The organism is Streptomyces sp. NBC_01551 (assembly GCF_026339935.1).
In the GTDB taxonomy this organism is placed as follows: Bacteria; Actinomycetota; Actinomycetes; order Streptomycetales; family Streptomycetaceae; genus Streptomyces.
This window is the reverse complement of record NZ_JAPEPX010000001.1, coordinates 3586657-3609718: the sequence shown is the minus strand read 5'-3', so window position 1 is coordinate 3609718 and position 23062 is coordinate 3586657. Positions and strand designations below refer to the sequence as shown.

At 70.9% G+C, this 23062-nt stretch carries 22 protein-coding genes; 13 read left to right on the top strand and 9 right to left on the bottom strand.

Features of this window, described 5'->3' with window-relative positions; genetic code table 11:
* Window positions 1-414: 414 nt before the first annotated feature.
* The 5 genes from OG982_RS16210 to OG982_RS16190 all read left to right on the top strand — a co-directional run bounded on the left by OG982_RS16210 (window position 415) and on the right by OG982_RS16190 (window position 7095).
* Entirely contained in the window at window positions 415-741 is a 327-nt protein-coding gene (locus OG982_RS16210) for a TcmI family type II polyketide cyclase (RefSeq protein ID WP_266786192.1), read from the top strand.
* A complete protein-coding gene (locus OG982_RS16205) occupies window positions 738-2012 on the top strand; it encodes a beta-ketoacyl synthase (RefSeq protein WP_266948782.1) in 1275 nt (424 codons plus the stop codon). Before OG982_RS16210 ends, OG982_RS16205 begins: the two co-directional genes overlap by 4 nt.
* Window positions 2009-3229 carry a ketosynthase chain-length factor gene (locus tag OG982_RS16200; protein ID WP_266786196.1) on the top strand — a complete coding sequence of 407 codons (1221 nt, stop codon included), beginning with the start codon at window positions 2009-2011 and terminating at the stop codon, window positions 3227-3229. The genes OG982_RS16205 and OG982_RS16200 overlap by 4 nt, the downstream gene beginning before the upstream one ends.
* Window positions 3230-3252: 23 nt before the next feature.
* Window positions 3253-5034, top strand: coding sequence for an ABC transporter ATP-binding protein (locus OG982_RS16195; protein WP_266786198.1), 1782 nt, complete (start codon window positions 3253-3255; stop codon window positions 5032-5034).
* Window positions 5035-5157: 123 nt separating this feature from the next.
* Complete coding sequence (locus OG982_RS16190; protein ID WP_266948780.1) at window positions 5158-7095, top strand: multicopper oxidase family protein; 1938 nt, start codon at window positions 5158-5160, stop codon at window positions 7093-7095.
* A gap of 57 nt (window positions 7096-7152) precedes the next feature.
* Here OG982_RS16190 and OG982_RS16185 read toward each other — a convergent pair whose 3' ends face one another.
* The 3 genes from OG982_RS16185 to OG982_RS16175 all read right to left on the bottom strand — a co-directional run bounded on the left by OG982_RS16185 (window position 7153) and on the right by OG982_RS16175 (window position 9138).
* Window positions 7153-7554, bottom strand: a complete 402-nt coding sequence (locus OG982_RS16185; RefSeq protein WP_266786202.1) for a GNAT family N-acetyltransferase — start codon at window positions 7552-7554, stop codon at window positions 7153-7155.
* Window positions 7520-8809, bottom strand: coding sequence for an adenylosuccinate lyase (purB, locus tag OG982_RS16180; protein WP_266948778.1), 1290 nt, complete (start codon window positions 8807-8809; stop codon window positions 7520-7522). Before purB ends, OG982_RS16185 begins: the two co-directional genes overlap by 35 nt.
* 65 nt (window positions 8810-8874) lie before the next feature.
* Window positions 8875-9138 (bottom strand): hypothetical protein, encoded by a 264-nt coding sequence (locus OG982_RS16175; protein ID WP_266786206.1) that lies wholly within the window; start codon window positions 9136-9138, stop codon window positions 8875-8877.
* A gap of 256 nt (window positions 9139-9394) precedes the next feature.
* Here OG982_RS16175 and OG982_RS16170 point away from each other — a divergent pair, with 256 nt between their 5' ends.
* A complete protein-coding gene (locus OG982_RS16170; RefSeq protein ID WP_266786208.1) occupies window positions 9395-10576 on the top strand; it encodes a glycosyltransferase in 1182 nt (393 codons plus the stop codon).
* Window positions 10577-10779: 203 nt separating this feature from the next.
* Here OG982_RS16170 and OG982_RS16165 read toward each other — a convergent pair whose 3' ends face one another.
* Window positions 10780-11856, bottom strand: coding sequence for a glycosyltransferase (locus OG982_RS16165; RefSeq protein ID WP_266786210.1), 1077 nt, complete (start codon window positions 11854-11856; stop codon window positions 10780-10782).
* Window positions 11857-11913: 57 nt separating this feature from the next.
* Entirely contained in the window at window positions 11914-12783 is an 870-nt protein-coding gene (gene rfbA, locus OG982_RS16160) for a glucose-1-phosphate thymidylyltransferase RfbA (RefSeq protein ID WP_266786212.1), read from the bottom strand.
* Window positions 12784-12979: 196 nt separating this feature from the next.
* On the opposite strand from rfbA, the gene OG982_RS16155 reads away from it, so the two are divergent.
* Window positions 12980-13996 carry a Gfo/Idh/MocA family protein gene (locus tag OG982_RS16155; protein WP_266786214.1) on the top strand — a complete coding sequence of 339 codons (1017 nt, stop codon included), beginning with the start codon at window positions 12980-12982 and terminating at the stop codon, window positions 13994-13996.
* Window positions 13997-14089: 93 nt separating this feature from the next.
* Here the strand turns inward: OG982_RS16155 and OG982_RS16150 are convergent, their stop codons facing one another.
* Genes OG982_RS16150 through OG982_RS16140 form a run of 3 tightly spaced genes read right to left on the bottom strand, consistent with a single transcriptional unit; the run spans window position 14090 to window position 15808 of the window.
* Window positions 14090-14683 carry a dTDP-4-dehydrorhamnose 3,5-epimerase family protein gene (locus OG982_RS16150; protein WP_266786216.1) on the bottom strand — a complete coding sequence of 198 codons (594 nt, stop codon included), beginning with the start codon at window positions 14681-14683 and terminating at the stop codon, window positions 14090-14092.
* 18 nt (window positions 14684-14701) lie between these two features.
* Window positions 14702-15364, bottom strand: a complete 663-nt coding sequence (locus tag OG982_RS16145) for a sulfotransferase family protein (protein WP_266786218.1) — start codon at window positions 15362-15364, stop codon at window positions 14702-14704.
* Window positions 15365-15382: 18 nt separating this feature from the next.
* The gene (locus OG982_RS16140) at window positions 15383-15808 is read right to left on the bottom strand and encodes a carboxymuconolactone decarboxylase family protein (protein ID WP_266786220.1); all 426 of its coding nucleotides are present in this window, start codon (window positions 15806-15808) and stop codon (window positions 15383-15385) included.
* Between the two features lie 295 nt (window positions 15809-16103).
* On the opposite strand from OG982_RS16140, the gene OG982_RS16135 reads away from it, so the two are divergent.
* The 6 genes from OG982_RS16135 to OG982_RS16110 all read left to right on the top strand — a co-directional run bounded on the left by OG982_RS16135 (window position 16104) and on the right by OG982_RS16110 (window position 22208).
* Complete coding sequence (locus OG982_RS16135; RefSeq protein ID WP_266786222.1) at window positions 16104-17408, top strand: amidase; 1305 nt, start codon at window positions 16104-16106, stop codon at window positions 17406-17408.
* A 2-nt stretch (window positions 17409-17410) separates the two neighbouring features.
* On the top strand, window positions 17411-17599 hold the full coding sequence (locus OG982_RS16130) for a hypothetical protein (RefSeq protein WP_266786224.1): 189 nt from the start codon (window positions 17411-17413) through the stop codon (window positions 17597-17599).
* A 2-nt stretch (window positions 17600-17601) separates the two neighbouring features.
* Window positions 17602-19107, top strand: a complete 1506-nt coding sequence (locus OG982_RS16125) for a glutamine synthetase family protein (RefSeq protein ID WP_266786226.1) — start codon at window positions 17602-17604, stop codon at window positions 19105-19107.
* 48 nt (window positions 19108-19155) lie between these two features.
* On the top strand, window positions 19156-19950 hold the full coding sequence (locus tag OG982_RS16120; protein ID WP_266948776.1) for a DUF3050 domain-containing protein: 795 nt from the start codon (window positions 19156-19158) through the stop codon (window positions 19948-19950).
* 141 nt (window positions 19951-20091) lie between these two features.
* Window positions 20092-20325, top strand: coding sequence for a 4Fe-4S dicluster-binding protein (locus OG982_RS16115; protein WP_353961816.1), 234 nt, complete (start codon window positions 20092-20094; stop codon window positions 20323-20325).
* Window positions 20322-22208, top strand: coding sequence for a hypothetical protein (locus tag OG982_RS16110; protein ID WP_266786232.1), 1887 nt, complete (start codon window positions 20322-20324; stop codon window positions 22206-22208). Before OG982_RS16115 ends, OG982_RS16110 begins: the two co-directional genes overlap by 4 nt.
* Window positions 22209-22284: 76 nt before the next feature.
* Here OG982_RS16110 and OG982_RS16105 read toward each other — a convergent pair whose 3' ends face one another.
* A complete protein-coding gene (locus OG982_RS16105; protein ID WP_266786234.1) occupies window positions 22285-23025 on the bottom strand; it encodes an antibiotic biosynthesis monooxygenase in 741 nt (246 codons plus the stop codon).
* Window positions 23026-23062: the final 37 nt, after the last annotated feature.

Below are 23062 nucleotides of genomic sequence, written 5' to 3'. Positions count from 1 at the left end.
GCCGCCGCGCGGCGCGGCACCCCCGCCGCCCCGACCAGCCGAAAGGGCGGTTCCTTCCCGGAACCGCCCTTTCTTGCGCCCCACACGCCTCCAGCGGAATTTGACGCATTCCCGACCCTTCCTTGAGGGCCGCCACGCAAGGTGGCGATGGGTGGTTTCCGGGCGAATGGAGATTGACATGGGCGCGAGGCTCAGGTCCGCCATGCGATCCATATGGAAGGACTTCGGCGAGGGCCTGATGTGGATGGGATTCGCATGGAACGGACTCTATCCCCCCTACGAATGGAGGGACATCAGAGTCCCGCCTACCGACCAGCCCTGCCTGCCACCACTGTCGGAAGAGGAGCTCGCCACATGGGCGGCACTGGTCAAGCATCTGCGATAGGCGGGGCAAACCCTCGAGGAGGCGGTCGAATGCACAGCAATCTAATAGTGGCCAGAATGGATTCTCGTTCGAGTGCTGACGTGGCTAGGCTCTTCAGCGCTTTCGACGAGACCGAGATGCCACATCTCATGGGGACGCGACGACGTCAGCTCTTCATGTTCAACGGTCTGTACTTCCATCTTCAGGACTTCGACGTCGACAACGGCGGAGAGCTCATCGAGCAGGCGAAGTCCGACGAGCGCTTCGTCCGGATCAGCCAGGACCTCAAGCCGTTCATCGAGGCCTACGACCCGGCGACCTGGCGCTCCCCCGCGGACGCCATGGCGCAGCGGTTCTACACCTGGGAGTCGCAGTGACCGGCCGGCGCGTGGTCGTCACCGGAGTGGGCGTCGCGGCTCCGGGCGGCATCGGGACCAAGAACTTCTGGAGCCTGCTCAGCGAGGGACGGACGGCGACCCGGGGGATCACCTTCTTCGATCCGGCGCCGTTCCGTTCCCGGGTCGCGGCCGAGATCGACTTCGACCCGTACGAGCACGGGCTCGGCGCGCAGGAGATCCGGCGCACCGACCGGGCCGCGCAGTTCGCCCTCGTCACGGCACGTGAGGCGATGGCGGACAGCGGCCTTGACCTGCAGGGCTTCGCGCCCCACCGGGTGGGCGTGGCGGTCGGCAGCGCCGTGGGCGCGACCATGGGCCTCGACGAGGAGTACCGGGTCGTCAGCGACGGCGGCCGGCTCGACCTCGTGGACCACGAGTACGCCGTCCCCCACCTCTACAACTACTTCGTACCGAGTTCCTTCGCCGCCGAGGTCGCCTGGGCGGTCGGCGCCGAGGGGCCCTCGACCGTGGTCTCCACCGGCTGCACCTCCGGCATCGACTCGGTCGGCTACGCGGCCGAACTGATCCGCGACGGCTCGGCCGACGTGATGATCACCGGTGCCTCGGACGCGCCGATCTCGCCGATCACCGTGGCGTGCTTCGACGCGATCAAGGCGACCACACCGCGCAACGACGACCCCGAGCACGCCTCCCGGCCCTTCGACCTCACGCGCAACGGCTTCGTGCTGGGCGAGGGCGCCGCGATGTTCGTCCTGGAGGAGCTGGAGTCGGCGCGCCGGCGCGGCGCCCACATCTACGCCGAGATCGCCGGGTACGCCAGCCGGTGCAACGCCTTCCACATGACCGGACTGCGCCCCGACGGCCGGGAGATGGCCGAGGCCATCCGCTCGGCGCTGGACGAGGCGCGGATCGACCCCGCCGCGGTCGACTACATCAACGCGCACGGCTCGGGCACCAAGCAGAACGACCGGCACGAGACCAGCGCCTTCAAGCGCAGCCTCGGCGACCACGCCCGCCGTACGCCCGTGAGCTCGATCAAGTCGATGGTCGGCCACTCGCTCGGCGCGATCGGCTCGATCGAGATCGCCGCCTCCGTCCTGGCCATGGAGAACAACGTGGTGCCCCCTACAGCGAACCTGCACAAGCCCGACCCCGAATGCGACCTCGACTACGTGCCGCTGACCGCGCGCGACTGGCGCACCGACACGGTGCTGACGGTCGGCAGCGGGTTCGGCGGTTTCCAGAGCGCGATGGTTCTCGCCCGACCCGACAGGAAAACGACGGCATGAGCACCCAGGTCGTGGTGACCGGCATCGGCATCGTCTCCCCCAACGGATTCGGCGTGGACGCCTACTGGGACGCCACCCGCGCGTCCAGGAGCGGCATCGGCCGGATCACGCGCTTCGATCCGGAGCGCTACCCGTCGAAGCTCGCCGGTGAGGTCGACGGGTTCACCGTCGAGGAGCACCTGCCGAGCCGACTCATCCCGCAGACCGACCGCATGACCCAGCTCGCCCTCGTCGGCGCCGATCACGCCCTGGCCGACGCCGGCGTGAGCACGGCCGAGGCGGACGAGTTCGGCATGGGCGTGATGACCGCCAGCAGCTCCGGCGGCTTCGAGTTCGGCCAGGGCCAGCTCCAAAACCTGTGGAGCCAGGGCAGCCAGTACGTCAGCGCCTACCAGTCCTTCGCCTGGTTCTACGCGGTCAACACCGGCCAGATCTCGATCCGGCACGGCATGCGCGGCCCCAGCGGCGTCGTGGTCAGCGACCAGGCGGGCGGCCTCGACGCCCTCGCGCACGCGCGCCGCCTGATCCGCAAGGGCAGCGACCTGATCCTGTCCGGCGGCGTCGACGCGGCCATCTGCCCGTGGGGATGGGTCGCCCAGCTCACCACCGGGGAGCTGAGCACCGACGAGCGGCCCGACCGGGCCTACCTCCCCTTCGACGCCGACGCCTCGGGCTACGTGCCCGGCGAGGGCGGCGCCCTGCTGATCCTGGAGGACGCCGAGGCCGCGCGCCGGCGGGGTGCGAGCCAGGTCTACGGGGAGATCTGCGGCTACGGGTCCACCTTCGACCCGCATCCGGACAGCGGGCGCGAGCCGACGCTGCGCAAGGCGATCGAGATCGCCCTGGACGAGGCGGGCCTGACCCCGGACGCGATCGACGTCGTCTTCGCCGACGCGGCCGGCACCGCGGAGCTCGACCGGATCGAGGCGACGACGATCACCGGGGTCTTCGGCCCCCGCGCGGTCCCCGTCACGGCGCCCAAGACCATGACGGGCCGGCTCGGCTCGGGGGCCGCCCCCCTGGACGTCGCCACCGCCCTGCTGGCCATGCGGGACGGGGTGATCCCGCCCACGGCGAACGTCACCCTCTCCCCCGACTACGACCTCGACCTGGTCACCGCGCCGCGGCACACCCCCGTGACCACGGCCCTCGTCCTGGCGCGGGGCCGCGGCGGCTTCAACTCCGCCGTCGTCCTGCGTTCCGTCGACTGGAACTGACCGAAAGAGAAGGAGAGACCAGGGTGAGAACCACCGGGTCGGCCACCGCCCATCTCCCCGTACAGAAACGACGCATCCTCCGCCTGTTCCGTCCGTACCGCAGGAGGCTGCTGTTCGTCGCGTGCCTGGTCGGGGGTTCCTCCCTGGTCGCCCTCGTCAACCCGTTCCTGATCCGCGAGATCATGGACGTGGCGCTGCCGCAGGGCAGGACGGGGCTGCTGTCGCTGCTCGCGCTCGGCATGATCGTCGTGTCGGTCGCCACGAGCTCGTTCAACGTCTTCCAGACCCACGTCTCCGCGAAGGTCGGCCAGCTGGTCATGCACGACCTGCGCACCGCCGTGTACTCGCACCTCCAGCGCATGTCGCTGGCCTTCTTCACCCGGACCCGCACCGGCGAGGTGCAGTCGCGCATCGCCAACGACATCGGCGGGATGCAGGTCACCGTGACCACCACCGCCACGGCGCTGGTGGCGGACCTGACGATCGTCATCGCCACGACCACCGCCATGGCGCTGCTCGACTGGCGGCTCACGATCGCGTCCCTGCTGATCCTCCCGGCCTTCGTCTGGGTGAGCCGGCACGTCGGGGACGAACGCCGCGTCATCACCCGTGAGCGCCAGCGCCAGTTCGCCGAACTCTCCTCGAACGTGCAGGAGTCGCTGTCCGTCAGCGGGATCATGCTCGGCCACACCATGGGCCGTTCCCGCTCGCTGACGGACACCTTCGCCGAGCAGTCGCGCAAGCTCACCGACATCGAGGTGCGGGCGAGCACGGCGGGCCTGTGGTACCAGTCCACGATCTGGATCGTCATGGCCTCCATGCCCGCGGTGATCTACTGGGTGGCGGGCCTGACCGGCAGCGGCGGCCACATGGCCATCTCCATCGGCTCCCTGGTCGCCTTCACCACCCTCCAGCAGACCCTGTTCCGGCCGGCGCAGCGGCTGCTGACCATCGGGCTGGACATCCAGAGCTCGCTCGAACTGTTCGCCCGCATCTTCGAGTACCTCGACCTGCCCGTCGACGTCGCCGAGCCGGAGCGGCCCGTCGCGCCGAAGGAGCTGCGGGGCGAGGTGAGCCTGCGCGGGGTCGGGTTCTCGTACGCGGGGGCGGAGCGGCCGACGCTGGACGGCGTCGACGTGACCGTGCCCGCCGGGCACAGCCTGGCGATCGTCGGCGAGACCGGCTCGGGCAAGACCACGCTGAGCTATCTCATCCCGCGCCTGTACGACCCGACGGCCGGGGCCGTCACGATCGACGGCGTCGACGTGCGCGACCTGTCCTTCGCGACGCTCGCCGCGGCGGTCGGCGTCGTCTCCCAGGAGACGTACCTCTTCCACGCCTCGGTCGCCGACAACCTCCGCTTCGCCAAGCCCGACGCGACCGACGAGGAACTCGTCGCGGCGGCGCGGATCGCGCACATCCACGACTACCTGATGTCGCTGCCCGAGGGCTACGACACGGTGGTCGGCGAGCGCGGGTACCGGTTCTCCGGCGGGGAGAAGCAGCGGCTCGCGATCGCCCGTGCCATCCTGCGCGACCCGCCCATCCTGGTGCTCGACGAGGCCACCAGCGCCCTGGACACCCAGACCGAGCAGGCGGTCCAGGCAGCCATCGACGCGGCGAGCGCGGGCCGGACCACCATCACGGTCGCGCACCGGCTGTCGACCATCCGCGACGCCGACGAGATCATCGTCCTGGAGCGGGGGAAGGTCGCCGAGCGCGGCACCCACGACGAGTTGCTCGGCCTCGGCGGCCACTACGCGACGCTCGTCAACCGGGACACCGAGATGGTCGTCGTCGCGTAGGTCGCGCGCAGGCGGTCGCGTCGGTCGCCGCGCCGGCCGTCACGCGGTCGCGCGCGTGCGGCCGCGCCGCGCCGTAGCCGCACTCGAGCCCGGCGAGAGCGGCGGTCCCTAGCGTCGCGCGACATGGAACCCACACACGCCGAAGAAAACGACGGGACCGGGCTGAACCGTCGAGACCTGATCCGCGCCGGCACCATCGTCGGCCTGGGCGCCCTCGTGACCTCCGTCCCGCTCTTCGCCAAGTCGCCGGCCGCGGCCGCCGCGGCTCCCGGCGGGCCCGAGCCGTCGGCGCCCGAACTGAAGCTGACGAAGTTCAAGGACCCCCTGCGCATACCCCCGGTGCTGCGCCCCCGCGAGCACGGCGGCCACGACGAGCTGACCGTGCGCCTGCGCACCGCCGACGTCACCGTGCACTCGGAACTCCCGCCGGTGACGATGTGGACGTACGAGGGCGCCTATCCGGGCCCGACGATCGAGACGGTCAGCGGCCGCCCGCTGCGGGTCGCCTGGGAGAACCAGCTGACCGGCAGCATCCCGGTCACCGCCGTCGACTTCGGCCAGGCCAAGGGCCCCTTGCCCGACCCGCTGTCCAACTACCCCGGCACGGAGGGCTGCCAGGAGGTCGCCGGGGTGTCCGCCCTGGCACCGTGGGCCGCCGTGCACCTGCACGGCATGCTGACCGGGGGCGGCAACGACGGCTGGATGGAGAACCTCATCGCCCCCGGCGAGGTGCAGCTGTCGGCGTACCCGAACAAGCAGGCCGCGACGACGCTCTGGTACCACGACCACACCCACCACGTGAGCCGCTTCAGCGTGTTCGCGGGGCTCGCCGGCATGTTCGTCTCCCGCAACGCGGAGGAACGGGCGCTGAACCTGCCCAAGGGCGACCAGGACGTGCCGCTGATCCTCGCCGACCGCAACTTCGCCGCGGACGCGTCGGGCGCGCTCACCGGCCGGCTCCTCCACAAGGTCGAGATGGTCGGCGCGCAGCGGCTGATGCGCGCGCACGCGGGCCCGTACACCCTGGTCAACGGGGTGGTGTGGCCCTACCTCAAGGTCGAGCCGCGCTGGTACCGCTTCCGGATCGTCAACACCGCGAACTCCCGCATGTACCGGCTGATGCTGCTGGCGGACGGCCGGCCCGTCGCGGGCGCGTTCCAGGTGATCGGCGGTGACCAGGGCCTGCTCGACAAGCCGGTGCCGGTCGACGGGGCGCTCAACCTCTCCCCCGGCGAGCGCGCCGAGGTGCTGGTCGACTTCAGCGCGTTCCGCGGGCAGGCCCTGAAGCTGGTCAACACCCTCCAGGGCGTCACGCCCGGGGCCTCCGACAAGCGCAACGACCTGCTGGAACCGGACGTGATGCAGTTCCGCGTCGTCGACCGCAAGCCGAACACCAAGTTCACGCTGCCCGCGGCGCTCTCCCCGACCTTCAAGCGGGTCACCGACGCGGACCTCCCCCAAGGCCACCCCACCCGCTGGATCGTGGTGGCCGGCCCCGGCTCGGGGAACCTGCCCGAGCTGTGGGAGATGGAGGAGGTCGACGCGGCGGGGCTGACGTTCCCGTCCGCCGGGATCGTCCAGGTCCAAGACGCGCAGGGCGCCGTCAAGACGCTGCGCAGGACGGCGATGGCCTACGACGACGGCAACGCGCTCACCGCCTCGCAGCACGGCGTGGAGGTCTGGAAGTACCTCAACCTCGCCGCCGCCCCGCACCCCATGCACATCCACCTGGCCCACTTCCAGGTGCTGTCCCGCGAGAACTACGACGTCACCGGCTTCGACCGGGTCGCCCGCGGCTCGACCAGGCCGGTCGCGTTCAAGGCGGCCTCGGTGCTGGAGGCGCACGAGCTCGGCGAGAAGGACGTCATCCGGGTGGGGACGGCCGGCCAGATCACCCCCGGGCCGAACGGCACGCCGGGCGAGCTGGTCACCGTGGTGGTCCGGTTCCCCGTCGTCGGCCGGGGCGTCCACCACTGCCACATGCTGGAGCACGAGCAGCACATGGTGCGGCCCCTCGTGGTGAGCCCGGCCGCGCACCTGCACGCCGGCGGGCACCACTGACGCGAACGCCGAGTGCCCGCGCCGATGACGGCGCGGGCACTCGGGGGGATCATCCGCTCAGGGGTTCAGGACCCAGGCGGACTGGTGCGCGGTGAAGCCGATGTGCGGGTAGTACTCCGCGGCGGCGGGCGCCGACAGCAGGACGATCTTGGCCTGCGGCGCCTCCTTGCGGGTGGCGTCGATGAGTTCCTTCCCGATGCCCGAGCGCTGGTGGGCGCGGACGACGGCGATGTCGGAGAGGTAGGTCACGTACGCGAAGTCCGAGACGCTGCGCGCGATGCCGACGAGCTCGCCGTCGACGCGGCAGGTGACGACCAGGTTGGCGCCCCGCACCATCGCGGCCATGCGGTCGGTCTCGTCGATCGGGCGCCGCTCTCCCAGGCCCGACTCCCGGTAGACCCGCAGAACCTCCCCGAGATCGAGGTCAGGGCCGTTCTCCCGCTGAATGCTCCGGCTCACGAAGGTGCTCCAATCGCTTGTGAATGACGTCATGGTGTACCAGGAAGCGCTCGGGCCCCAGCAGCTCGGCCTCGACGCCCTCGGCACTGAGCAGGGTGAAGAAGTCCTCCCCGTTCGCGGCGTCCTGGATCATCCGGTACGTCCGCTCGCGCTCGCTGCCGCCCTCCAGCAGGTCGGCGAGCACCGCCGAGCTGTAGGCCAGCCCGTTGGTCTGGTCGATCGCGTCGCGCATCCGGTCGGGGAACACCTGGAGCCCCCGCACGAGATCCGCCGCCGCGGTCGCCTGGTAGTGCGCGACGATCAGCGCGTCCGGCAGCGCGACCCGCTCGACGGACGAGTGGGACAGGTCCCGCTCGTGCCACAGCGCCACGTCCTCCAACACCATCCCGGCGTACCCGCGCAGCAGCCGGGCCAGCCCGGTCAGGCGCTCGCTGGTCGTCGGGTTGCGCTTGTGCGGCATGGCGCTCGACCCCTGGTAGGCGGCCGTACGGGGCTCCTCCACCTCCCGTACCTCGCTGCGGGACAGGTGCCGGACCTCGGTGGCGATCTGCTCCACGCAGGCGCCGAGCGTGGCGATCGCCTGGACGAGCTGGGCGTGCCGGTCGCGGGCCACGACCTGGCTCGGCGCCGGCTCCACGCCGAGGCCGAGCGCCCCGCACACGTGCTGCTCGACGAACGGGTCGATGAGCGCGTACGTCCCGACGGAGCCGGAGATCGTGCCCACCGCGACCTGCTCGCGGGCGTCCGCGAGCCGGCGGACCGAGCGGTCGATGGCGAAGGCGAAGCCGGCGAGCTTGTGGCCGAACGTCGTGGGCTCGGCGTGCATCCCGTGGGTGCGCCCGATGCACGCCGTGTCCCAGTGCTCGACCGCCTTCTCCACCAGGACCGCGCGCAGCCGCACCACCGCGCCGGTGAGGACGTCGCAGGCGCGGGCCAGGGTGTACCCGAGGGCGGTGTCCACGAGGTCGTAGCTCGTCATGCCGAGGTGCACCCAGCGGGCGGAGTCGTCCGGCATGTCCTCGCAGAACGCGGCGAGGAAGGAGAGGATCTCGTGGTCCCGCTCGCGTTCGAGTTCCGCGACGCGCGCCGCCGAAGGCACCCGGGCCCGCCGGATGTCCGCCAGCGCCGCCTCGGGAACCCGGCCCAGCAGCACCTGCGCCTCGGAGGCGAGGACCTCCACCTCGGCCCAGGTGTCATAGCGGGCCTGATCGGACCAGAGCTCCGCCATCTCGGGCAATGAATAACGCGATATCACTACCGTCGAACCTCCTCAGGAATGACCACCGGCCCGCGGGACGCGAAAGCGCGGCGCACCGGCTCTCAGGCGACCTTCCGCACGATCTCCACGGAGCCGGCCTCCAGGAGGGTGGTGACGGCCGCGTCGCCGCCGACGACGTCCAGGTCCATGTCGTGGAGACGGCCGATCACGGAGTGGATGACCTTTTCCGTGTGCGTGTCCTCGGTGCCCTCCCAGACCAGGTCCGGGAAAACGGTCAGATAGACCTTGTCGTTCCCCTGCGTGAAGATGTTGACTTCCATGATGTCCCGCAGAGCCATTCGGGCGTTGTAGATCAGGTTGTTCATGAGTGCCACCGACTTTCGATATCCGCGTTCTTGAGGGTTTCCCGTCCTGATCTCATGGTGACCGGCCGCCGGACGTCGCGGCATCTCCGACATTGCCATGGAGTCGCCATGGAGTCGCCCTGTTCAACTGCGCGAAATCCGCATTCGAACGGGGTCGCCTTTTAAGGGCGATTGACAGAAAAACAGCGCGCTGGGGAACATCGGTGGCGTTCACAAATCCGTTGGGCCGCGTCTCACGAAAAGCATCCGGAGTGCCATGAAAATCCTGTTCATCACCACGGGCAGCCAGGCCACCTTCTACGCCGCCGCCCCCCTGGCGACGGCCGCGCGGAACGCGGGCCATCAGGTCATATTGGCCGGCCACGAACCGTGGGTGGAAACCGCGGAAGCCATCGGACTTCCCACGTTCTGCTACACGGTCGACCCGATCCGGCACTTCATGCGGATCACCAACCCGGGCCGGGGCCTGCGCTTCCCCCGCGAACTGGGCGACGAGGAGATGTTCGGCCAGGGTCGCGGCTTCGCGCGGATGGGTCTGGCGGGGCTGGAGTCCCTGCTGGAGCTGACGAAGGACTGGACGCCCGACGTGGTCGTCGGCAGCTCGCAGAGCTACGCGGCGATGCTGCTCGCCGCCCACCTGCGCGTCCCGTACGTGCGCCAGGTCGAGTACCTGGGGATCCCGCTCACCGGCATCGACCCGGGCGCCGAGGAGGAGCTCCGGCCCGAGCTGGAGCGCCTGGGCCTGGACGGGCTGCTCAAGCCCGACCTGCTCCTCGACTCGACCCCGCCGTCTCTGCGGCCGTCCCACGACCCCACCGCTCAGCCGCTGCGCTGGATCCCCAGCAACCCGCAGCGCCGGCTGGAGCGTTGGATGTACACCCGCCCCGAGGGGCGCCGCCGCGTCCTGGTCACCTCGGGCTTCCGCAGCCTGATGTTCCGCGACCCGGGCTGGTCCATGCCGCTGCTGGTGAGCGAGCTGGGCAAGCTGAACGCCGAGGTGCTGATCGCGGCGTCCCCGGGTGCGGCCGAGCGGTTCGGCTCGGAGCTGGGCGACGCCCGCGTCGGCTGGATCCCGATGGACGTCGCCGCCGCCACCTGTGACCTGGCGGTCCACCACGGCGGTGCGACCACGGCCACGACCCTGATGGCCAACGGCGTGCCGCAGCTGATCATCCCGGAGAACCCGCCGGAGTTCCCGCCGAACTACCACCGGGAGGCCATCGCCAAGGCCATCAGCGGCTTCGGCGCCGGCAAGACGCTGTGGCCGCAGGCGCAGGAGCCCGACAAGGCTCCCGGCGAGGTCATCGCCGCCGCCTGCAAGGAGCTGCTGGAGGAGCCGAGCTACACCGAGCGGACGCAGTTCCTCGCCAAGGAGATCTCGACGCTGCCCACGCCCGCCGAGATCGTGCCCAAGCTGGAGGCCCTGGCTTCGCGCTAAGCACCCCGTACCCGGCGGACCGCCCGCCGGTCACCCCCCGCACAGCGAATCGCCCTGAGACCACGGAGCCCCGCTCCGTCGGTCTCAGGGCGATTCGCGTGTGGCCCCGGGCGATGCGCATGCGTGGCGGCCGGTGCCCGTCGGGCACCGGCCGCCACGCTGTCGGTCGGGGTGCGCTGTCGGTCGGGGTGCGACGCCGTCGGTCAGGGTGCGACGAGGGCTTCCAGCTCGCGCAGCACCTCGCCGGGGGTCGGCAGCGACGCGCTCTCCCGGGCCAGGGTCCGGGTCCGCTCGGCGTAGCCGGGGTCCGAGAGGATCTCCCGGCAGCCGGCCGCGATCACCTCGTCGGGGTCCTGGCCGGCCTCCGGCCGGTGCCGGTCCACCATCAGGGCGGCGCCGAAGCCGCTGACGGCCTCGGCGACGGCCTTGCCGTAGCCGTTGTCGGGGATGACCAGCTGGGGCACGCCCGCGTTGATCAGCGTCATGGCGGTGGTCGCGCCGCCGTGGTGGACCGCCAGGTCACAGGTGGGGGCGACCACGTCCAGGGGTATCCAGCCGATCCGGACGTCGCCCAGCTCCGGGCCGAACCGCTCGGCGGCCTCGGGGAGCGCCGCGATCAGCACCTCGGCGCCCGCGCCGGTCAGGCCGTCCACCAGCCCCCGCAGCGAATTGCCGGGGGTGTCGAGCATGAGGTTGCGGGTGCCCGCGGTGATCAGCACCCGGTGGCGGCCCTCGGGACGGGTGTACATCCAGGGCTCCAGCCGGCTCTGGCTCACCCGGGGGACCCAGCGCATGGACCGCGCGGCCGGGGCGCCCGGCGGGCGCAGCGAGGGCGGGCACAGGTCGATGAAGAGGTCGGGCTCCGGCAGTTCGGACAGGCCCAGGCGCCGCAGCTCCGGCTGGAGTTCCTCCACCGCCTTGCGGTCGCGGCGGGCCATCGGGGCGATGTGCCAGATGTGGCGGACGTAGGGGACCTTGAGACGGGCGGCGAGCACCCGCGGGACGTGGGAGAGGCCGCCGACGACCAGATCCGGTGTCCACGCCCGCGTGAGCTCCAGCAGCGCGTCGAGCCGGACGGCGGCCGTCATGGACTCCTGGCCGTACCGCATGCGTTCGGGGGTGATGCAGACGGCCGGGAGCCCCACGGACGCCGCGGCGGCCATCAGCGGCTCGTCGGCGGCCACCAGGATCTCGTGGCCCGCGTTGCGCGCGGCCGCGGCGAGCGGGGAGACGCCGAAGACGGCCGCCTGGCTGCCACCGACGGTGAAGAGGATTTTCATGCGAGGGGACTTCTTTCGGTGAGAGGGTGGATGCGTTCCTCGGTGCGCCGTCCGCGCTCAGCCCGCCTGGGCCATTTCCATGATGTATTGGCCGTACGCCGATTTCGCGAGGCGGCTTCCGAGCCGGTAACAGGCCTCCCGGTCGATGTATCCCATGCGCCAGGCGATCTCTTCGAGACAGGCGATGCGCACGCCCTGACGGTGTTCCAGGACCTGTACGTAGTCCCCCGCCTCCATCAGCGCGTCGTGCGTTCCGGTGTCCAGCCAGACGAAACCGCGGCCGAGCGGAATCAGGGTGGCCTCGCCCCGCTCCATGTAGACGCGGTTGAGGTCGGTGATTTCCAGCTCGCCGCGGTCGGAGGGCCGCAGTTCCCGGGCGATGTCCACGACCTGGTTGTCGTAGAGGTACAGGCCGGTGACCGCCATGTTGGTCTGCGGGTTGGCGGGCTTCTCCTCCAGCGAGACGAGCCGGCCCCGCTCGTCGACCGTGCCGACGCCGTACCGCTCGGGGTCGCGCACCGGGTAGCCGAACAGGACGCAGCCCTCGATGTCCTGGGCGGCCCGCTGGAGCATGGGCCCGAACTCGTAGCCGTGGAAGATGTTGTCGCCCAGCACCAGGGCGACGGAGTCGTCGCCGATGTGCTCGGCGGAGACCAGGAACGCGTCGGCGACCCCGCGGGGCTTGTCCTGCTCCGCGTAGGTCAGGGAGATTCCGAGCCAGGAGCCGTCGCCCAGCAGCCGGCGGAACATCTCCTGGTCCTCAGGGGTGGTGATGATCTCGATCTCGGTGATCCCCGCCAGCATCAGGGCCGACAGCGGGTAGTAAATCATCGGCTTGTCGTAAACCGGGAGCATTTGCTTTGATACACCGAGCGTGATCGGGTGGAGCCTCGTACCATTGCCGCCGGCCAGGATGATTCCCTTCACCGTGACGCCTCCTCAGTCTATTCGCGCCAATTAGGCGGACGCCCGCACTTTATATCGGGAGAACGCGCGCCCGATAGTCACCTCCGATGCCACGAGCCGTGTAAGTCGAAGGGTGTTGACGAACAAAGCGCCGCCCGCCCACGCTGGCGTCATCCCCGTTCAGGCACACGAATTCCTATGTCGTTTAGGTGGACCTGTGAAAAACGAAGATCTGGCACCCGTCCATGAATCCGAGCGGAGGACCCGCATAGGTGTCATCGGGTGCGCCGACATCGCCGTACGGCGAGCGCTCCCGGCGATCCGGGAGTCGGCGTTCGACCTGGTGGCGGTCGCGAGCCGGTCCCAGGAGAAGGCCAAGGGCGTCGCGGCCGCGTTCGACTGCGAGGCCGTCGCGGGGTACGACCGCCTCCTCGACATGCCTGACGTCGACGCGGTCTACATCCCGCTGCCGAACAGCGAGCACGCCGAGTGGGCGAACCGGGCGCTGAGCGCGGGCAAGCACGTGCTGATCGAGAAGCCGGCCGTGCCCAGCGAGGAAACCGCCCGGGCCCTGGTCGCGCTCGCCGAGGAGCGCGGACTGCTCATCATGGAGAACTTCGCGTTCCTGCGGCACCCCCAGCACGACCTGGCGCGGTCCCTGCTGGCCGACGGGGCCATCGGGGAACTGCGCGCCTTCAACGGCTCGTTCGGCATCCCGCCGACCGACCCGCAGGGCATCAAGTACCAGGCGGACCTCGGCGGCGGGGCGCTGTGGGAGGTCGGCTGCTACCCGGTGCGCGCGGCCCAGGAGTACCTCGGGGCGGCGACGAGGGTCCTCGGGGCCGGCCTGGAGTTCGACGCGGAACTGGGCGTGGACGTCTCCGGGGCGGCGCTGCTGCGCGACGGCGCCGGCGTCACCGCGAACTGTTCCTTCGGGCTGTCCCACAGCTACCGCTCGACCTACGACCTGTGGGGCAGCGAGGGCCGGCTGATCCTGGAATGGGCGTTCACCCCCTCCCGGGACGCCCGCCCGCTCCTGCGGCTCCAGCAGAAGGACCGCGAGACCACGATCCTCGCCCCGGCGTCGGACCAGTTCTTCGGCGTGTTCAGCGCGTTCCACGACGCCATTCGCGATCCGGCGGCGCGCCGGGTGCACCACCGGCAATTGGTGCGGCAAGCCACGTTGATGGCCCGGATCCGCGCGCGGGCCGATTCGGCGAACGAGAACGGGTGAGGACCCCGCGAAAGCGGAAAACGGCAGCCGGCGTCTGTGACGCCGGCTGCCGTTCTTTTCACGCTTTTCTTTCCGCGTTTCTTTTGGAGCCGATCAGAAGGTGACCAGCCGCGGCGGGCACTGTTCCCACGTCGGCAGGAGACCCGCCGCCGCCGCCTCGGCCAGGGTGGGGGCCGCGGCGTCCTTGTCCGAGCGGATCGGCGGTTCCTTCAGGTCCCAGGGCAGCGCCAGGGCCGGATCGAGCGCGTCCACGTCGATCATGGTTCCCGGCACGTACTCCTGCGAGCAGAGGTAGCTCATGCACGTGTCGTCGGTGAGCGCGAGGAAGGCGTGGCCGACCCCGTCCGGCAGGTACACGGCCGTCCCCGACTCCGGGCTCTGGTACGTGACGTCGTAGTGCCCGAAGGTCGGCGAACCCACGCGCAGGTCGACGGCGATGTCCAGCGCGCTCCCGCGCACGCAGGTGACGAACTTCGCCTGGCCGGGCGGGACCTTGGTGCCGTGGATGCCCCGCAGGGTGTTCCGCCTGGACACCGAGTAGTTGACCTGGCGGACCGAGAACTCCCAGCCGGAGGCGGCCAGCAGGTCGCTGGCCTTCACCGACTCGAAGAAGTGGCCGCGCCGGTCGCTCAGGGGCTCGGGCTCGACGCGGAACGCGCCGGGCACCGTCATTTCCGAGATCAACACCTCGTGCTCCTCGCTGCCTCAGCCGGCCGGGACCGGACCGGCCCCGGCCGCCTCGGCGATCCGCCGGCGCATGGAATCGCTGTCGTTGGCACGCGGGAACTCCCCCTCGGGCACCTCGACCCCGAGGAACGCGCACAGCGGCTCCCACCCCTGCTTCACGTCGAAGACGAGGACCTTGTCCGCGCCGAGGGCGCGCACGACCTCCGCGTTGTGCCGGTGGTAGGCCTCGATGGCGTGGTCCTTGTCGCCGAACCGGCCCTCGAAGAGGCCGTCCCAGACCATGGTGGAGACGATCCGGAACAGCCGGTCCTGCCGCGAACCCGGCTCCGGCGGGTGCTCCGCGGTCCGCAGCGCGAACTGGTAGAGCGTGTCGTAGGTGCTGCGGTACCAGCCCTCCGCGTCGCGCACCGTGAGGATCACCTTGGCCTCGGGAAACGCCTCGCTGATCTGCTTGTAGAAGACCGCGCACGGGCCGTCGACCGCGGAGGTGTACCCGTCGAACACGGCCTCCCAGTCGGGGCTCTCCCCGTCGCAGACGATCTTCTCCCACTGCGCGAGGCGCCCCTCGTCGCCGACGATGTCGAACATGTGAAAACAGGGACCGAGACCGAGCTGGTCCAGGGCCACCTGCAGTGACGTCGTACCGGTCCGGCCCAGGCCGGCGTTGATGAGCTTCAGCACGGTGATGCGTCCCCTTCCTCAGCGCCAGGCCGCGGGTTCCTGCTGGGTGGCGACGTTCACGCGGTTCCAGAAGTTGACCAGGCCGATGTGCATGACCAGCGCGCCGAGCTGCTCGTCGTTGTAGTACTGGGAGGAGTCCTCCCAGATCTCGTCCGACGCCATGTCCTGCGGGTCGGTCATGAGGGTGACGGCCTCGGCCATCGCCAGCGCGGAGCGCTCGGCGTCGGCGAAGCAGGACTCGGTCCGCCAGCTCTTCACCAGCGGCAGCCGCTCGTCCGCCTGCTCGGCGTCCTGCGCGAGCGTGTAGACGCGGCCGTTGATCTCGCTGACGCGGAGCCGGACGAGGTCGAGGGTCGTCTGCGGCACGCCGACCTTGCCGATGACCTCGGTCAGGTCGAGCAGGGGCTGCAGGGCGCCGGGAACGACCAGGGAAGGGTTGTCCATCCGTGGAGTCATCGGGTTCTTCTCCTGTGCGATAAGTGAGTGTGAATTAGCTCCGAAACATGCTGCTCGCCGCTCGCCCCATTCGCAAGAAATCCCGTTCAACTGCGGAATGCGCGCAGATGTAACACCCTCCGCAATCCGCAAGTTGCACGGAATTCAGCCGGTGACTTGTAGTGGTCTCGTGTCAGACTCCACGACAACAACGAAGAGTAGACAGCCGATCCGCCGTGGCATTCACGAAACACGGCAATTTCTTCTCGATGGGCATTCCACGGTCGCCGGGCACGTCGTCGACGTGCTCACCGCCATCCGTGCGACGGACCCGGCGCTCGGCGCGTACGTCGAGGTCGCGGAGGCCCGCGCGCTGCGGGAGGCCGAGGCGGCCGACCGCCTCATCGCCGGTCTCGGCGAGGCCGCCTTCCGCGGCCGGCCGCTGCTCGGCGTCACGGTGTCGGTGAAGGACCTCATCCAGACACAGGACATCCCTACCAGGCGGGGGTCGTTGCTGCCGAACCCGCGGCCCGCGGCCGACGCGCCCTCCGTGGCCCGGCTGCGGGCCGCGGGCGCCATCGTCGTGGGGAAGACGACCACGTCGGAGTACGGATGGAGCGCGAGCACCGTCAGCCGCGTGTCCGCCCCCACCCGCAATCCCTGGGCGCTCGACCGGACCGCCGGCGGCTCCAGCGGCGGCTCCGCGGCCGCCGTGGCGGCGGGCCTGTGCACCGCCTCGCTCGGCACCGACGGGGCCGGGTCGGTCCGCATTCCCGCGGCGTTCTGCGGCGTGGTCGGGTTCAAGCCCTCCTACGGGCGGATCCCCTACGTGCCGCCCTGCGCCGAGCGGTTGTCCCACGTCGGGCCGCTCGCGCGGAGCGTGGCGGACGTCGCCGAGCTCATGGCGGTGCTGGGCGGCCCCGACCACCGGGACCCCGACTCGGCGACGACCCCGTCCGTGTCCGGGGCGGCGCTCGCCCCGCTGCGCGTCGGCTGGGTCGAGTTCCGGGGGACCTCCGCCGCGGTCCGCGACGTCACCGAGGGCGTCCTGCCGGTGCTGGCCGCGCTGGGACACCGCGTCGACCGCATCGAGGCCCCGTTCCCCGACCCGTACGGCGCCCTGGTGGACATCCTCGCCGCCGCCGACGCGCACGGCACCGCGCCCGGCGACGAGGCGTGGTGCGACGAGGGCCGGCTGGCGGTCGTGCGCTACGGGCGCTCCCTGAGCGGCGCCTCGGTGGCCCGCGCCGAGGCGGCCCGGCTCGCCCTGCGGGCGCGGCTCGCCTCGGTGATGGAGTCCTACGACCTGCTGGTCATGGCGACCGTCCCGGTCGAGGCCTTCGCGGCCGAGGCGATCGCCCCGCCGTGGGCCGCCGACCCGCGGGACCTGCGATGGCTCGCCTGGGCCCCCGCGGCCTACCCCTTCAACCTCACCGGCCAGCCCGCCCTGTCGCTGCCCGTCGGCCTCACGCCGGCCGGGCTGCCGGTCGGGCTCCAACTCGTGGGCCGGGTCGGCGAAGACGACCTCGTGCTCTCGGCCGCCGGCCTCCTGGAGACGGCGCTCGGCCTCACCCTGTCAGCCCCCGGCATCACAGCGGAAGGAAAATGATCATGGACTTCAGATCGTGGTGGCCCCTGCCTGACGACGAGGGCGGCGCCGTGCGCCCTTCGTACTCCGCCGAGCCCGCGGGCCGGGTCGAAGGCGAAGACGACGACCTCGTGCTCTCGGCGGCCGAACTCCTGGAGGTGGTGCTCGGCCTCACCCTGACGCGCTCCGCCCTCACAACGAAAGGAAGATGAGCATGGTTTCCCGATCCTGGTCCCTGCACGGCGGTGACAGCAGCGTCGGACGGCCCTCCTTCGTCGCCGAGTTCGGCCTCTGGGACGAGCGGCAGGCCGCCGCGGCCGAGCAGGTCGAACTCCAGCTGGACGAGGTCGACCTCGTCCGGGTCGTGTTCTGCGACCCGCACGGCCTCGCCCGGTCCAAGACCGTGCCCGCGGACGTGTTCCGCTCGGTGCTGCGCAACGGCATGGACTTCAGCGCCGGGCCGTTCCTCTTCGACACCGGCCACGCCGTCGCCGTCGACTTCCTGGAGGACGCCGGCGTGGGCGTCGGCGAACTGCGCGGCGCGGGCGACTTCGTCCTCGTCCCCGATCCGCGCACGTTCCAGGTACTGCCCCGGGCCGGGGCGAGGACGGCCTGGGTGCTCGGGACCGAGTACCTGCGCGACGGCACGCCGCACCCGCTCTCCGCGCGCAACGTCCTGCGCCGGGTCTGCGCCGAGTACGCGCGGCACGACCTGTCCCCGGTCGTCGGCCTGGAGGTCGAGTGGTACCTCACCCGGCTGACCGGCGGCGGCCCCGTGGGCAACGAGGGCAACGGATTCGGCCTCCAGGGCGCCGCCCCCGAGGTCGAGGCGGTGAACCCGGGCTACCAGTTCAACCTCGACAGCGCCTACGACTCGGTGTCCCACATCGCCGACCCGCTGGCCGCCCTGCTCATGCAACTCGGCCTGCCCCTACGCTCGTTCGAGCACGAGTCGGGTCCCGGTCAGCTCGAGACGACGTTCAACCCGATGCTGGCGCTGGACGCCGCCGACGCGATGCTGCTGTTCCGCACCCAGCTCAAGCAGGAGTGCCGGCGCCTCGGCCACCACGCCTCCTTCATGACCCTGCCGCGCCTCGCGGGCTTCGACCCCAGCGGCTGGCACCTGCACCAGTCCGTCACCAGCACGAAGACGAACCTCAACCTGTTCGCCGAGGGCGACGGCCTCCAGGACGCCATCTCCGAGGCGGGCCAGGCGTACATCGGGGGCCTGCTCTCCCACGCGCGGGAGTTCAGCCTGCTGTCCGTCCCGACCGTGAACGGATACCGGCGGATGTCCCCGGAGTTCACGCTCGCCCCGACCTCCGTCGACTGGCGGTTCGAGGACCGCAGCGCCATGGTCCGCGTCCTCAGCGGGGGCAGCTCGACACACGTAGAGAACCGCGTCGGCGAACCGTGCGCCAACCCGTACCTCGCCATCGCGTCCCAGCTGCACGCGGGCCTCGACGGGCTGCTCTCCGGCGTCCCCGCCGACCGCGCGCCGCAGCCGCCCCTGCCGAGGACCCTGCGCGAGGCGCTGGAGGCGTTCCGCGCGAGCGAGCGCGCGGAGCGGCTGCTCGGCGCGCCCCTCAAGTCCTGCCTGGCGAAGCTCAAGGAGAGCGAGGCCGACCGGTTCGACGCCTGGAGCGCGGCCGAGGCCGCCCCGGGCGCCCCGGGCGACGTCACCGAGTGGGAGCACCGCGAGTACTTCGGTGCCTTCTGAGCGATCCACCAGCTCACGCACGCCCCTCACCACAAGGAGAAGACAGACATGTCCCGCTACGAATGGAACGGCACCGATCCGGCGATCGAGACGCTCAAGGACGCCATCGAGCCGGCCCGTCAGAAGGTCCTGAGCCACCCGCTCTACCACCAGCTGAACACCGTGGACGCGGTCGTCACGTTCATGGAGCACCACGTGTTCGCGGTGTGGGACTTCATGTCGCTGCTCAAGTCCCTCCAGCGGCAGCTGACCTGCGTCGAGGTGCCGTGGGTGCCGTCCGCCGCCACCGGCAGCCGCCGGCTCATCAACGACATCGTCCTCGTCGAGGAGAGCGACGAGCTCGGCGAGGGTTTCACCAGCCACTTCGAGCTATACCTCGACGGCATGCGCCAGTCGGGTGCAGACACCACGCGCATCGACGCGTTCGTCGGCCTGCTGCGCGAGGGGCGTCCCGTCCCGGCCGCGCTGGAGGAGGCCGGGGTGCCGCACCCGGTCGCCGAATTCGTGGGGACCACCTGGGAGTTCATCGAGCACTCCCCCGTCCACTGCCAGGCCGCGGCGTTCGCCTTCGGTCGCGAGGACCTGATCCCCGACATGTTCGACCAGGTCGCCGCGCTCAACGCAGGCCTCGGCTCGCTGTCCACCTTCGTCGACTACCTGCGGCGCCACATCCAGGTGGACGCCGAGGAGCACACGCCGATGGCGATGCAGATGCTCGCCGACCTGTGCGGCGACGACGAGGTCAAGTGGTCCGAGTGCAAGGAGACCATCGACCGCGCGCTCGACGCCCGGACCAGGCTGTGGGACGGCATCTCGAACGCCGTCACCGCGCAGTCCCGCTGACGGGCCATCTCTTGTGAGGGTGAACAGACCATGCCGTGGGTAAAAGACACTCCTTCCGTAGCCACCACCGGACGCGGCGGCCGCAGCGAGCGGATCGCGCGGCAGTCCCGCGACGAGAACTGGAAGAAGCCACCGCGTCGCATCGAGACGTCGGAATGCATCACATGTGACACGTGCCTGCGGGCCTGCCCGTCCGAGTTCGGGGCGATCTTCGACGACGGGCTCAACGTCGTGATCGTCCCCGAGCTCTGCTCCGGCTGCCCGGTGTGCGTGATGGTCTGCCCCGTCGACTGCATCTACGTCGACGAGGACTGGACCGAGACCGAGGCCCGGATGTGGGACCACATCGACCTGACCTCCAGGGGAACGGCATGACCTTCCCCACCGAACGCGACCGCGCGCTCCCCCGCCGGGCCGCCCTGGCGAAGGCACGGCAGAGCCGGCGGCCCAGCCGCCTCGGCCGGCCCGCCGGCGCCGCGGGCGAGCCCGACTACATGACGGAGAGCGACGCCGGGTTCCCGGCGCTGCTCAAGCAGACCTGGCAGCGGGCGACCGCCGCGCCGGACCTGGCCACGGCCGTGGACACGCTCCTCACGCTCGCCGGGCACGTCCCGGCGGACATCCAGCTGCGGGCGCTCCCGCTGGAGGACGAGACCGCGCTGAAGGTCCTGGTCGGCAGGTCCTGGCGGGACGACGGCCGGCCGGTCGACCGGGCCGAGGACGCCGCGACGGCGTTCCTCGGCGAGATCGGGCTGGACAAGAGCGGCCGGCTCGTCGTCCGGGTCCCCTCCAAGGGGCCGCTGGGCAGCGAGGCCGACCTGGTCGACGGCGTGCTGCGGGTGCCGTGGTCCGCCGAGGACCTCGCGGACTACCAGGTCGAACTGGCCCTGGCCAAGGACCGCTGGTACGCCTCGGTCTCCGACTGCCGCCAGTGGCTGATGGCGGCCGACGCCGACGGCCGCCGCGCACTGCTGGACGTCCTGACGGAGGCGGCGCTCAGGACGGCGCCGTTCATCCTCTACGCCGGCGGCCGCCGGTACACCAACTTCCGCGACCAGAACAACCTGACGGGCAAGACACTGCGGCCGGGTCACCCCGACTGCGTGCTGAGCAGCCTCGCGACGGTGCCGCTCGAACTCTGGTCGGACAGCGACGTGCTGCTGGTGGTCTGCCTCACGCTGCTGGTGCGGTCGGCCGGGTACGGCCGGATCGAGGAGGCCAACGGGACCCAGCTCACGCTGGACCACGTGGCCCTCCTCCTCGAACGCACGCGCACGGCCTACAACGCGGCCTCCGGCGCGCTGCCCCCGGTGCCGGCCCCGGCCTCGCACGGGGTGGCCGCGCTCGGCGAGCTCGCCCGTGCGCTGGCCGGACGGCGCGGAGAGCTCATGGGGAGCGGCGTACAGCTCTACCGTGAGATCTACGGCCCGCTCATGCACAAGATCGAGCGGGTCGCCGGCCCCGTCAAGGACGACGCGCTGCGCCTGGAGGCGGAGCTCTGCGCACGCCTGCGCGAGCGGCTCCCGGTCACCGGCGACACCCTCGCCGGGCAGACCGCCGGCCTGGAGGCGGCGCCCGGCTGGCTGGCCGTCCCGCACGGCGAGTTCGGCACGGGCCTGGAGTCCCTCGTCTACGAGACGGTGCGCGCGGCGGCGGAGGTCTTCGACGCCGACTTCGCGATGAGCCGCGGGATGCGCTCGCTGCCCGCGCTGGTCGCGGCGCTGCGCTCGGAGTCGTTCTCCGAGATCGCCGGCTGGGAGATCCCGCACTTCTTCTGCTGCGTCGTACCGTCGCCCGAGGCGCGCCGGCTCTTCGGCGGCTCCGCCGCGCACCTGGCCGACACCTCGTGGGCCATCTCCTCGCGGATGCAGTACAACTCGTGGCACTTCCTCGTCGGGAACCTCCCGAAGGTCCCCGAGATCGCGGCGCGGGACCACTTCGTACCGCCGGTGATCCCGGACATCGCGTACTACTCGGACCAGCACCACAACGGCCACGTCGCGGCCCGCGTGCGCTTCACCGTCCGCAGCCCGCAGGCGGTCGAGGTGCTGGGCCGGAAGTTCAACGGGTTCATGGACCTGCGGCTGCTGCGCTGCGAGGGGCTGCCGTTCGACGAGCAGGACCTGCTGGCGGCGCACCGGACCTCGGGGTTCATCGCGGGGGCGACGAGCCTGGCCGCCACGCTGGTCGCCGGCGGCACGGACGTCGAGGTCACCTCGTTCGACTCCCCGTGGCACTGGGACAAGATCGGCGAGTGACGCCCGGGAGACCGGGAAGCACGTGGGGCCCCTGGCTGTCAGCCAGGGGCCCCACGTGCTTGCGGCGTCCGGGGGATCAGGCCGCCACGGGCTGCGTCGCGGACCGGGTGTGAACGGCCCGGTAGCTGTTCCAGTCGACGCTCGTCGTCAGCCCGTCCCGCTTGGCCTGGAAGGCGCGCCGGGCGGAGGACCACTCGGACTCGGCCAGGGTGCGGTACGCGTCGTAGGACTCCTTGCCGTCCCACTGGGAGTAGACGACGACGAAGTCGTTGTCCGTGCCGACGGTCGCCAGGGTGCCCGCGCCGCCCTCCAGGTTGCGGGAGCGGATGCCGCGCATCACGCTCTGCGAGCGGTAGCCGGGGACGTCCAGCAGCCAGGAGTGGGCGGTGCCCTGCGCGGCGACCAGGCCGGCCTGGTCGCCGGGGGTCACGCCGAGGATCTCGACGACCGTGTAGTCGTCGCGGTCGGGCGAGACCTCGGTGACGTCGACGCCGGGGTGGCGCTGGCTCAGCTCCACCTCTGTCTGCATCAGGCGGACGTAGGAGGTGATCTCCCGGAAGACCGGCACGGTGTGGTGCTTGAACTCGCTGTCGTTGTAACGCGACTCCAGGTCCTGCATGCCGCGCCACTGGATGAAGTTCAAGGTGCCCGGCGTCTGCTCGCCGCGGTGCACCGTGCTGGAGATCCAGCCGGGGTACGCCGCGGTGTCGACGATCTTCTTCATCTCCGTGACGAGCGTGTCCACGCGCGCGACGGTGTCGGTCTTGAACAGGTTGAGGACGGTCAGGTGCCCGGCCTCGGGGTTGATGAACGGCATGGTTTCTCCTTGGTCAAAGATCGGGGCGGTCGTGCTC

What these genes read in the sequence shown, in the direction of transcription:
- OG982_RS16125 (WP_266786226.1), top strand. Translation starts at nt 17,602, where the DNA reads ATGGTTTCCCGATCCTGGTCCCTGCACGGCGGTGACAGCAGCGTCGGA.
- OG982_RS16210 (WP_266786192.1), top strand. Translation starts at nt 415, where the DNA reads ATGCACAGCAATCTAATAGTGGCCAGAATGGATTCTCGTTCGAGTGCT.
- OG982_RS16130 (WP_266786224.1), top strand. Translation starts at nt 17,411, where the DNA reads ATGGACTTCAGATCGTGGTGGCCCCTGCCTGACGACGAGGGCGGCGCC.
- OG982_RS16105 (WP_266786234.1), bottom strand. Translation starts at nt 23,025, where the DNA reads ATGCCGTTCATCAACCCCGAGGCCGGGCACCTGACCGTCCTCAACCTG.
- OG982_RS16170 (WP_266786208.1), top strand. Translation starts at nt 9,395, where the DNA reads ATGAAAATCCTGTTCATCACCACGGGCAGCCAGGCCACCTTCTACGCC.
- OG982_RS16165 (WP_266786210.1), bottom strand. Translation starts at nt 11,856, where the DNA reads ATGAAAATCCTCTTCACCGTCGGTGGCAGCCAGGCGGCCGTCTTCGGC.
- OG982_RS16175 (WP_266786206.1), bottom strand. Translation starts at nt 9,138, where the DNA reads ATGAACAACCTGATCTACAACGCCCGAATGGCTCTGCGGGACATCATG.
- OG982_RS16140 (WP_266786220.1), bottom strand. Translation starts at nt 15,808, where the DNA reads ATGGACAACCCTTCCCTGGTCGTTCCCGGCGCCCTGCAGCCCCTGCTC.
- OG982_RS16120 (WP_266948776.1), top strand. Translation starts at nt 19,156, where the DNA reads ATGTCCCGCTACGAATGGAACGGCACCGATCCGGCGATCGAGACGCTC.
- OG982_RS16190 (WP_266948780.1), top strand. Translation starts at nt 5,158, where the DNA reads ATGGAACCCACACACGCCGAAGAAAACGACGGGACCGGGCTGAACCGT.
- OG982_RS16200 (WP_266786196.1), top strand. Translation starts at nt 2,009, where the DNA reads ATGAGCACCCAGGTCGTGGTGACCGGCATCGGCATCGTCTCCCCCAAC.
- OG982_RS16110 (WP_266786232.1), top strand. Translation starts at nt 20,322, where the DNA reads ATGACCTTCCCCACCGAACGCGACCGCGCGCTCCCCCGCCGGGCCGCC.